This window comes from Mesorhizobium sp. M1423 (genome assembly GCF_040317575.1).
In the GTDB taxonomy this organism is placed as follows: Bacteria; Pseudomonadota; Alphaproteobacteria; order Rhizobiales; family Rhizobiaceae; genus Mesorhizobium.
This window is the reverse complement of the sequence record NZ_JAMYKU010000056.1, coordinates 1-10,636: the sequence shown is the minus strand read 5'-3', so window position 1 is coordinate 10,636 and position 10,636 is coordinate 1. Positions and strand designations below refer to the sequence as shown.

The following is a 10,636-nucleotide window of genomic DNA, read 5'->3' as shown; positions in this document are numbered from 1 at the left end:
AAATCCCCCGCAAACAAGCGAACAACCGCCGCAACCCCGCCGCCGCAAGCTTTTGCTCATGACTGCGCAACAGGTCCCTTGTGGGGGAGATGCCCGGCAGGGCAAAGGGGGGCACTGTCCCTCGGCCTGTCAGTCGGAGACAACTACGTCGTCAGACCGTCATTAGCAGGTGAACGGTCAAGAGGCTGGCGATCCTTCGCGCCCCCCTCTGTCCTGCCGGACATCTCCCCCGCGAGGGGGGAGATTGGATGGCGCTTCGGATTTCGCCAACCTCGAACGTCAAAGGCAGGGAATGAGAAGCGCAAAGCTGGGGCGATTATTCTTTGGGCACAGCAATTTTGTTCTTGCTTTGTGCCGGCAGCTATGGTACTAATCTCGCTATGGTGCTAACTGGCTCCAACGACCCGCCGCTTGGCGGGTTTTTTGTTTCCGCTCGATCTCGGGCGCAGGTCACGCCAAGATAACAACCACTGCGACCACCCCGAACAGCGCGATCAGCAGTAAGTCGGCGACCCGGTAAAGTTTCAGCGCCCGTCGGATGTCGGTGCTCTCGATATCGTCGCGGCGGCCGCCTTCGCCCATCAACGCGTCTTCGACCATGACGCCGTCATAGGAACGGGGGCCGGCGAGCGCCAGGCCGAGCGCACCGGCCATCGCTGCTTCCGGCCAGCCGGCATTGGGCGAGCGGTGTTTTTTCGCATCGCGCCGCACAGCATGCCAGGCGGCTTTGGCATCGGCGCCCTTGACCAGGAAAGCGGCAAGCACGATCAGCAGCGCCGTCAGCCGTGATGCCGGCAGGTTGATCCAATCGTCGAAGCGCGCCGCCGCCCAGCCGAAGGCCTCGTGGCGCGGGGTGCGGTGGCCGATCATCGAATCGGCGGTGTTGGCGGCCTTGTAGGCGACGCCGCCGGCGAGCCCGCCAACGCCGATCCAGAACGCCGGCGCGACGACGCCGTCGGAGAAGTTCTCGGCCAGGCTTTCGATCGCGGCGCGGCAGACAGCGGCCCTGTCGAGCTTTTCCGGGTCGCGGCCGACGATCCGCGAGACGGCAATGCGGCCCATGTCCAGTCCGCCGCTGTCGAGGGCGTCGGCCACCGCTTCGACATGCTCGGCCAGGCTCTTCTGCGACAGCAGCGACGTCGCCAGGATTGCGATGACCAACAAGCCGAGGGGAATGCTCCAAAGCATGGCTTCGATCCAGAAGGCGAGGGCGGCCGGCACCAGCACGATGACCAGCAGCGCGAGCACGCCCCAGCGGCGACGGTGGGCGTCGGAATCAGTGGCGCGGTTGAGCCTGCCGTCGAGAAAGGATATCAGCCTGCCGAACCAGGTGACGGGATGGCCAATGGCATCGAAGAGCTGGGCCGGGTAGCCGAGTACAAGTTCGATGGCCAGCGACAGGAAAGTGATCAGGATCGACATGAAGTCTCTTGATGGAGTGACGGCGGCAGTGGACCACGGCGGAAGCCTCGGCCGGGCGAGGGCGCTTTTCCCTCACGCGCCGCTGCCTTTCGTCGACCTCTCGACCGGGATCAATCCGCACTCCTACCCGCTTTTCGATTTGCCCGCCACCGCCCTGTCGCGATTGCCGGAAGCAGCGCGTGCCCGCGAATTGGCCGAAGTCGCGGCAAGCGCCTATGGCGCTCCATCGGCGGCGAATGTCGCAGCGGCGCCCGGCACGCAGATCCTGTTGCCGCGCGTCGCTTCGCTGGTCAGCCCGGGCAGGGCGCTGGTGCTCGGGCCGACTTATGCCGAGCATCGGCGGGCAGCGGCGATCGCCGGCCATGCGGCGGCTGAAGTCGATGATTTCGAAGCCTTGGCGGCGGCCGACCTTGCCGTCGTCGTCAATCCCAACAACCCGGACGGGCGCGTCGTCGAGCGCGAAAGATTGCTTCGACTTGCCGCAAAATTGCGCGCCAGAGGCGGGCTGCTGGTCGTCGACGAAGCCTTCATGGATGTCGGCCCACGCAGCGAAAGTCTCGCTGGCGATGTCGACCAGGGCGGCATCGTCGTGCTGCGCTCGTTCGGCAAGTTCTTCGGCCTGGCCGGCCTGCGGCTTGGCTTTGCATTGACCGACGCGCTGACGGTCGAGCGGCTGCAGGCGCAATTCGGGCCATGGGCGATTTCCGGGCCGGCGCTCGAATATGGCATAAGGGCGCTTGCCGATACCGGCTGGCAGGCCGGGATGCGGCGCCGATTGGCCGAGGATGCCGCACGGCTCGATGCGCTGTTCGGCCGGTTCGGCGTGCCTGTCGCCGCTGGCACCGCGCTGTTCCGCTATATCAGGCTGGCGAACGCCGCCCGCCTGTTTTCGGTGCTCGGCCAGCGCGGCATCCTGCTTCGGCATTTCGCCGACCGGCCGGATGTGTTGCGCGCCGGCCTACCGGGAGCCGACGAAGAATGGCGGCGGCTCGAATCAGCGCTTGCCGGCTGGGCCTCGCGGCGCGACGATGATGCCAAGGGAGAAACGATCCAATGATCCATGTCTGCTCGCTGTCCAAAGTCGAGGAAACGGTGACGAAGACCGGGGCCGGGCGGCTGCTTTCGCTGCTCGCTGCCGGCACGGAGGTGATGCGGCCGGCCTCGATCACCAGGGAAAACCATCTGCACCTGGTCATGCACGACATTGCGGTAGCGCAGGAGGGCATGACCATGCCGGGCGAGGAGCATGTCTTGAACCTGCTCGATTTCGCCCGCCAATGGGATCGCTCGCGGCCGCTGGTGGTGCATTGCTATGCCGGCATCAGCCGGTCGACCGCCTCGGCCTACATTATCGCGGCAGCGCTGGCGCCGAAGCGCGACGAAGCCGAACTGGCCAAGACGCTGCGCGCGCTGTCGCCCACGGCGACACCCAATCCGCGGCTGATCGCAATTGCCGACGCACTGCTCGAGCGCGACGGCCGCATGAGCCGCGCCATCGAGGCGATCGGGCGCGGCGCCGAAGCGTTTGAGGGCACGCCGTTTGCGCTGAGGATCGAGGGCTAGTTACGCCAGCCAATCCGCCAGCTTTGCCTTGCGCACGTCCTTCAGCAAGCTGATGAAGCCGTCGGCTTGATGCTCGGCGGTGAGCCGGCCTTTTTCGGCGGTTGCAATGCTGGCGTCGCCGACCACGCCATTCGGGTTGAGGTCGCTGGCGATCCAGGCGAAGGCGTGTGTTCCGGTGTGGCGCAGCAGCGAAAATTCCTTTTCGGCGCGGGCGACCTTGGACACGAAATTATCGGCCTTGGCCATGTCGACGAGGTCGGGCCGGAAGTGCAGCATCAGCGAGGTCTCGACGTCGCCGCCATGAATGCCGTGGCGGTCTTCGAGGTCGGTGTACATGCCGGCCGGCCGGCCAAACCGTTGCCAGCTGGTCTTTACCGCCAGCATCTTTGCCCGCACGCGCAATTCGCGGGTGACGATGCCCATGATCTCCTCATTGCCGCCATGCGAGTTGACGACAATCAGTTTTCGCACGCCGGCGCGTGCGACCGACAGGCCAAGTTCGGTCCACGCCTCGACCAGGGTCGTCGCCGGCAGAGTGAGGGTGCCGGGCGCATGCAAATGCTCGTTCGACTTGCCCACCGCCTGAACCGGCAGGATGCGGATGTCGAGATCGCCGGGCAGGCGCGCGATCACCGTTTCCAGCATGCCGTTCATTATCGAGGTGTCGGTCGAAACCGGCAGATGGGGCCCGTGCTGCTCGATCGCCGCCAGCGGCAGAACGGCAATGGTCGCCTCAGGATCGACGGTCGCGTATTCGGTGGTCCGGTAGTCACCCCACCATACGCGTTTTTTTGTTCCGGCCATTTTTTACCTCGAAGAGACTGGATGCGCGCTTGATGAGGGGCGGCACCAACCTTTGTCGTGTAACTTGAGATCATCGGCCTGTCGATTCCAGCCGCTGGCCAGCGCTCCTCAACCCGCCGCGATGACCTCGATCTCGACCTTAAACTCCGGCCGGGCAAAGCCGGACACGATCATCAGCGTCGAGGCCGGCGCCGGACTGGCGAACAGCCGGTCGCGAACCTCCATATAGGGCCGCAGGAAGGCGCGGTCGGTGACGTAGGCGTTGATGCGGACGATGTCGGACAGGCCGAGCCCGGCCTCGCCGAGAATCGCCGCTATGTTCTGGAAACAGAGCTCGGCCTGTGCGCCGGCCTCCTCGGGGATCTGGTCGTCCGCTGTGATCGCGACCTGGCCCGAACACAGCACCAGCCGCTTGCCGGGCGGCAGCTCGACGCCATGGCTGTAGCGGGCGAAGGGCGGCTTGATCGACTTCGGCGTGAGAAATTTGAACATGGCAATCTCCGTTCACGGCAGCGTAAAGCTGGATGTAGGCGGGCATCAAGATGGCGGTGCATGTCACGAGGGCGATTGTGGACAGGCGATCAAAAAATAGGCACGATGCCTTCCGTACAGCATGACCCGTCCGGCCTTCGCGCCGCCATTGCACAGGCGGGCATTGCACAAGCGGGCGGTCCCGACGCAACGCGCCGGTGGCATGTGTCTTGCTTCTTGAAACAATGGTGTCGAGCCCGGCGCGTGATGCGCCGGAGCGAACAAAGGGTGGTGTGGATGTACGGAAGACTCAAGATTTCGGCGGGCGTGATCGTGCTGCTTGGCGCAGGTACGCTTGCCGCGGCAGCGAACGAAAAAGTCACCTTCGGCACCAACTGGCTGGCCGAGCCGGAACATGGCGGTTACTACCAAGCCGTGGTGGATGGTACCTATGCCGCATGCGGCATCGACGTGACGATCATGCAGGGCGGCCCACAGGTCAGCGGCCGGCCGCTGCTGCTCGCAGGTAAGATCGATTTCTACATGGGCGGCAATCTGCTGTCGGCCTTCGATGCCGTGCAGCAAGGCATACCGATGCGCGTCGTGGCCGCCGACTTCCAGAAGGACCCGCAGGTCATCATGTCCCATCCCGGCCAGGGGCTGGACAAATGGGAAGACCTGAAGAACGCCGACCAGTACATCCTCGGCGACGAAGGTGCGCAGACCTTCTTCCAGTGGATGGTCACCGACCTCGGCTTCGATGCCGCAAAACGCGTGCCCTACACTTTCAACCCGGCTCCGTTCATCGCCAACAAGAAGTCGATCCAGCAGGGCTACGTCACCTCGGAGCCATTCGCCGTCCAGAAGCAGGGCGGTTTCACGCCGAACCAGTTCCTGCTGGCCGACTATGGCTGGGACACATATGCAACGACGGTCGAAACCATGCAGGAGACGGTCGACAAGCGGCCCGAGGTGGTCCAGTGCTTCGTCGATGGCTCGGCCAAGGGCTGGTACAATTATCTCTACGGCGACAACAAGGCCGCCAACGAGATGATCAAGAAGGAAAATCCGGACATGACGGATGAGCAGATCGCCTTCTCGATCGAGCAGCTGAAGAAGTTCGGCGTGGTCGATTCCGGCGACAGCGAAAAGCTCGGCATCGGCGCCATGACCGATGCGCGCATCCAGAGTTTTTACGACAAGATGGTCAAGGCCAAGGTAACACCGGCGGGCATCGACATCAAGAAGGCCTACACGCTGGCCTTCGTCAACAAGAGCGTCGGGCTCGACCTGAAGAAGTAGGCCGTGAAGCTGGAGAAAGTGGCGCAACAGCCAGGAAGCGTATCGGGGCCGACGCTGTTGGCGCTGCGTGGCGTCGGCAAGGTGTTTTCCAACGGCGTCACCGCGCTCAGCAATGTCGAGCTGACGATCCGGGAAGGCGATTTCCTCAGCCTGCTCGGGCCGTCGGGCTGCGGCAAATCGACGGCGCTGCGGCTGATCGCCGGGCTGTCGACGCCGACCTCGGGTGTGCTCGACTGGCGCGGCAGCGGCGCCCTCGATCGTTCGACTATCGGCGACCGTTCGAATATCGGCTTCGTCTTCCAGGAGCCGACGCTGCTGCCCTGGGCCGATGTCTTCGACAATGTCTGGCTGCCGCTGCGGCTGAAGGGCGTGTCGCGGGCCAAGGCGGCGCCGGCGGTGATGGAGATGCTGGCGAGGGTTCACCTGACCGGCTTCGAGAATGCCGTGCCGCGCGAATTGTCGGGCGGCATGAAGATGCGCGTCTCGATTGCCCGGGCCATGGTGACCAAGCCGCGGATTCTGTTGATGGACGAGCCGTTCGCAGCACTCGACGAGATCACCCGCTTCAAGCTCAACAACGATCTGCTGGAGCTGTGGCAGGATGAACGTTTCACCGTCGTTTTCGTCACCCACAGCGTCTTCGAAAGCGTTTTCCTCTCCAACCGCGTCGTCGTCATGGCGGCGCGGCCGGGCCGGGTGTTTGCCGAGCTCGCCGTCGATGCGTCCTATCCGCGCGACGAGGCGTTTCGCACCTCGCCCGACTATGCCGCGCTCTGCCGCCAGGCATCCGACGTGCTGATCGGCGCCATCAACTCAACTGCCGGACCGCATCATGACGGCCATTGAAGAACAAATCCTGGCGCTCGACCCGGAGGAGGCGCGTCGCGTTCGCCAAGAGCGCTTCGAGCGCATCGGCAGATGGCTGCTGCCGCTGGCGATCATGATCCTGGCGATCTGGCTGTGGGACCGCGTCTGCGTCTGGAACGACATCCCGAAATATATCCTGCCGCGTCCCGGCGTGGTGCTGCAGACGCTGCACGACGATGCCGGGCTGCTGTTCTCCTCGCTGCTGGTGACACTCAGGATCACCTTCTTGAGCCTGCTTCTCGCCGTCATCGGCGGCGTCGGGCTGGCAGTGCTGTTCGCGCAGTCGAAATGGGTGGAGATGTCGTTCTTTCCCTTCGCCATCGTGCTGCAGGTGACGCCGATCGTCGCGATCTTTCCGCTGATCAATATCTATGTCGACAACCAGACGACAAAGCTTTTGCTTTGCGCCTGGATCGTCGCCTTCTTCCCGATCCTCTCCAACACCACGCTCGGCCTCAATTCCGTCGAGCGCAATCTGCGCGATTTGTTCAAGCTCAACGGCGCCACCCGCTGGCAGCAATTGCGCTATTTGCGGCTGCCGGCGGCGATGCCTTATTTCCTCGGCGGGCTGAAGATCGCCGGCGGCCTGTCGCTGATCGGCGCGGTGGTGGCAGAGTTCGTCGCCGGCGCCACCGGCCAGTCGTCCGGCCTAGCCTCGCGCATCATCGAGGCCGGCTACCGGCTCAACGCACCAAGGCTGTTCGCGGCGCTGATCCTGATCTCGCTCACGGGCATCCTGATCTTCCTGGTGCTGTCGCTGATTTCGCATCTCATTTTGCGGCGCTGGCACGAGAGCGCGCTGAGGCAGGAGCGGTGATGGTGGGCAGCGCCGCCTTGATACCAGCTTCTGGTTCCTACCATCTCGCCAAGGTTCGGCTTCATGCCTCACTGACGCCGGGCTTTTCTGGAGCCTTCGATACCGACGGGTTTGGGCTCGCGGATATCGCCATCGCCGATGGCAAGATCTCCGGGATTACGGCGCATCGATCCAACGCACAGGCAGGCGCCATCGACCTTGGCGGCCGGATCGTCTTGCCCTGCTTCGTCGACTGCCACACCCATATCGACAAGGGCCATATCTGGCCTCGAAAGCCGAACCCGGACGGCACCTTCATGGGCGCGCTGAACGCAACGGGCGCCGACCGCGCGGCGCACTGGAGCGCCGACGACGTTGCCCGCCGCATGGATTTTTCGCTGCGCTCTGCCTATGCGCATGGCACCAAGGCGCTGCGTACGCATCTCGACAGCGTTGCGCCGCAGGAAGAGATCTCCTGGCCGGTGTTCGAGACGATGCGGGAGAAATGGCGCGGCCGCATCGAGCTGCAGGCGGCCTGCCTGCTCGGCATCGAAGGCGTGCGCGACAGGAAATGGTTCGAGAGGCTGGCCAAGCGGGTGGCTGCCGCCAAGGGCGTGCTCGGCGTCGTCACCTATATGGTGCCGGACCTCGAGGAACTGCTTGACCAGGTGTTTGCGCAGGCGATCAAGCATGGCCTCGACCTCGATTTCCATGCCGACGAGACCGACGATGTCTCGGCGATCTCGCTCAAGAAGATTGCCGAAGCCGCCCTCTGGAACGGTTTTGACGGGAACATCCTGGTCGGCCATTGCTGCTCGCTGGCGCGCCAGCCCGATCTCGAGGTGCTCGACACGCTGGACAAGGTCGCCAAGGCCGGCCTGGCGGTGGTGTCGCTGCCGATGTGCAATCTCTATTTGCAGGACCGGCGCGGCGATAACACCACGCCGCGCTGGCGCGGGGTGACGCTGCTGCACGAGATGAAGGCGCGCGGCATTGCCGTCGCCGTCGCCTCCGACAATACGCGCGACCCGTTCTACGCCTATGGCGATCTCGACATGCTGGAGGTCTATCGCACGGCGACGCGCATCCTGCATCTCGACCATCCCGTCGCTGACTGGCCGCAAGCGGTGACAGCGACGCCGGCCAAGGTGATGCGGCTCGATGGTTTCGGCACGCTTGCCGCCGGAGGGCCGGCCGATTTCGTCGTCTTCAAGGGGCGAAGCTGGACGGAATTGCTGTCGCGGCCCGAATCGGATCGCATCGTGGTGCGCGACGGCCAGGCGATCGAACGCCAGCTGCCCGATTATGCCGAACTCGATGATCTGATGGTGGAATGATGGATATTGCGGCGCTCAAGCGCGACCTGGACGGCCTCAAGGTCGACGACCATCCGGCGATCGTCCAGCAGAAGAGCCGCGACTTCTACTGGTACAGCCCGGTGCTGAAGCAGCAGCTCGAGCATGTCACCGGCGACCTGATCGTGACGCCGAAAACGGAAGACGAGGTCGTCCGCGTGCTCGCCGCCTGCTACCGGCATGGCGTGCCGGTGACGCCGCGCGGCAGCGGCACCGGCAATTACGGGCAGGCGATGCCCCTGTCCGGCGGCGTCGTGCTCAATCTCGCCGAGATGAACGCGATCAAGGCGATCGCGCCCGGTCGTGTCGTCACCGGTCCCGGCGCCGTGCTCGCCGACATCGACAAGGCGACGCGGGCGCATTCCGGCCAGGAGCTCCGCATGTCGCCGTCGACCTACAACACGGCATCGATCGGCGGCTTCGTCGCCGGCGGCTCCGGCGGTATTGGCTCGATCCGCTGGGGCGGCTTGCGCGACCTCGGCAACGTCATCCGGCTGAGGACCGTGACGATGGAGGCACAGCCCCGCGTCATGGAGCTCACCGGCGAGGACGTGCTGAAAGTGATGCACGCCTACGGCACCAACGGCATCATCACCGAAGTCGAGATGCCGCTAACCGCCAGTTATGACTGGATCGACGTCATCGTCGGCTTCGACGATTTCATGGATGCGGCCGGCTTCGGCAACGATCTCGCCATCCAGGACGGCATCCTGGCGAAGCTGATCACGCCGATAGCAGCACCCATCCCCTACGATTACTTCAAGCGCCACCAGCGGTTTTTCCGGCGCGGCCAAAGCATCGTCGTCCTGATGATCGCGCCGCATGCGATGGATGCCTTCCTCGCCTTCACTGCGCGCAGTAAGGGCGAGATCGTCTTTCGCGCCGATAAGGAGGCCGATCTCAAGGGGCTGCCGCCGGCCTATGAGCTGACCTGGAACCACACCACGCTGCGCGCCATCCGGGTCGACCCGACGATCACCTATCTGCAGACCCGCTACCCGTCGCCGGACCACCTCGGTCACGTCAAGGCTATGGTCGAACGCTTCGGCGACGAGGTGCCGGCGCATCTCGAATTTATCCGCTTCGATGGCGCCATCGGCATCGCCGGATTGCCGCTGGTGCGCTTCACCACGGCGGAGCGGCTGGACGAGATCATCCGCATCCACGAAGACAATGGCTGCTGGATCTTCAACCCGCACCGCTACACGCTGGAAGAAGGCGGCATGAAGCGGACGGATGAAGTGCAACTGGCTTTCAAGCGTGAGACCGACCCGCAAGGGCTGCTCAATCCGGGCAAGATGATCGCCTGGGAAAACCCGGACTATGATTATCGCTCAGGCAAGTCGTTCCTGTTCAAGGGGCTGGAGAAGACGGGTTGAACGTCCTCGTCCTCTACGCTCATCCGGTCGAGACCAGCTTCAATGCCGGCCTGCACCGGACCATCGTCGAGCGCCTGAAGGCCGCCGGCCATGTCGTGGACGACTGCGATCTCTATGCCGAGGGTTTCGATCCCAGGCTGACGCGGGCCGAACGGCTGTCCTATCACGACGAACGCAGCGACGGCGATCCGGCGTCGCCTTATGTCGAGCGCTTGCTGTGGGCCGAGGCGCTGGTGCTGTCATTTCCGGTGTGGAACTTCGGCTATCCGGCCATTCTGAAAGGCTTTTTCGATCGGGTCTTCCTGCCCGGCGTGTCGTTCAAGCTGGTCGACGGCAAGGTGCAGCCGTCGCTGCACAACATTCGCAAGGTGGCGGCGGTCACCACCTATGGCGGCGGCCGGTTCCGCGCCATGCTGATGGGCGACCCACCGCGCAAGCTGGTCAAACGGGTGCTGCGTGCGACGATCAAGCCCGGCGGCTCGGTTTCCTACCTCGCGCATTACTCGATGAACCTGTCGACCGGCGAGACGCGGACGAGGTTCGTGGCGAAGGTCGCGGCCAGGATGGACGCGTTCTGACGCGGGAGGGAATTTTTCCTTCTCCCCTTGCGGGCCTGTTGCGTAATTCGCTGATTGTGATTCTCTGAGGTGGACGGTCTGAGGGAATCGCGATGGCAG

At 64.2% G+C, this 10,636-nt stretch carries 11 protein-coding genes; 8 read left to right on the top strand and 3 right to left on the bottom strand.

All coding sequences use genetic code 11. The features are described 5' to 3' along the window. Positions 1-450: 450 nt before the first annotated feature. Positions 451-1,422 (bottom strand): adenosylcobinamide-phosphate synthase CbiB, encoded by a 972-nt coding sequence (gene cbiB, locus NKG95_RS33585; protein ID WP_352590124.1) that lies wholly within the window; start codon positions 1,420-1,422, stop codon positions 451-453. On the opposite strand from cbiB, the gene cobD reads away from it, so the two are divergent. Both cobD and NKG95_RS33575 read left to right on the top strand, forming a co-directional pair. Further along, entirely contained in the window at positions 1,421-2,479 is a 1,059-nt protein-coding gene (gene cobD, locus NKG95_RS33580; RefSeq protein WP_352844392.1) for a threonine-phosphate decarboxylase CobD, read from the top strand. The two genes, cbiB and cobD, sit on opposite strands and share 2 nt — an antisense overlap. Then, positions 2,476-2,985, top strand: a complete 510-nt coding sequence (locus NKG95_RS33575) for a tyrosine phosphatase family protein (protein ID WP_023719902.1) — start codon at positions 2,476-2,478, stop codon at positions 2,983-2,985. Before cobD ends, NKG95_RS33575 begins: the two co-directional genes overlap by 4 nt. On the opposite strand, the gene NKG95_RS33570 is transcribed toward NKG95_RS33575, so the two are convergent. Further along, entirely contained in the window at positions 2,986-3,789 is an 804-nt protein-coding gene (locus NKG95_RS33570) for a creatininase family protein (RefSeq protein WP_023719903.1), read from the bottom strand. 108 nt (positions 3,790-3,897) lie between these two features. Then, entirely contained in the window at positions 3,898-4,281 is a 384-nt protein-coding gene (locus NKG95_RS33565; protein WP_352640494.1) for a RidA family protein, read from the bottom strand. Positions 4,282-4,557: 276 nt separating this feature from the next. Between NKG95_RS33565 and NKG95_RS33560 the strand changes: the two genes are divergently transcribed. The 6 genes from NKG95_RS33560 to NKG95_RS33535 are packed head-to-tail and all read left to right on the top strand — an operon-like array spanning position 4,558 to position 10,537. Next, positions 4,558-5,562, top strand: coding sequence for an ABC transporter substrate-binding protein (locus tag NKG95_RS33560; RefSeq protein WP_023719905.1), 1,005 nt, complete (start codon positions 4,558-4,560; stop codon positions 5,560-5,562). A gap of 3 nt (positions 5,563-5,565) precedes the next feature. Then, positions 5,566-6,408: an ABC transporter ATP-binding protein gene (locus tag NKG95_RS33555; protein ID WP_352861031.1), complete on the top strand. Its 843-nt coding sequence runs from the start codon at positions 5,566-5,568 to the stop codon at positions 6,406-6,408. After that, positions 6,395-7,246, top strand: a complete 852-nt coding sequence (locus tag NKG95_RS33550) for an ABC transporter permease (protein ID WP_353043796.1) — start codon at positions 6,395-6,397, stop codon at positions 7,244-7,246. Before NKG95_RS33555 ends, NKG95_RS33550 begins: the two co-directional genes overlap by 14 nt. Before the next feature lie 17 nt (positions 7,247-7,263). Next, complete coding sequence (locus NKG95_RS33545; protein ID WP_352791268.1) at positions 7,264-8,562, top strand: cytosine deaminase; 1,299 nt, start codon at positions 7,264-7,266, stop codon at positions 8,560-8,562. Continuing rightward, a complete protein-coding gene (locus tag NKG95_RS33540; RefSeq protein WP_353043797.1) occupies positions 8,562-9,959 on the top strand; it encodes an FAD-binding oxidoreductase in 1,398 nt (465 codons plus the stop codon). The genes NKG95_RS33545 and NKG95_RS33540 overlap by 1 nt, the downstream gene beginning before the upstream one ends. Further along, a complete protein-coding gene (locus NKG95_RS33535; RefSeq protein ID WP_023719909.1) occupies positions 9,956-10,537 on the top strand; it encodes an NAD(P)H-dependent oxidoreductase in 582 nt (193 codons plus the stop codon). Before NKG95_RS33540 ends, NKG95_RS33535 begins: the two co-directional genes overlap by 4 nt. Positions 10,538-10,636: the final 99 nt, after the last annotated feature.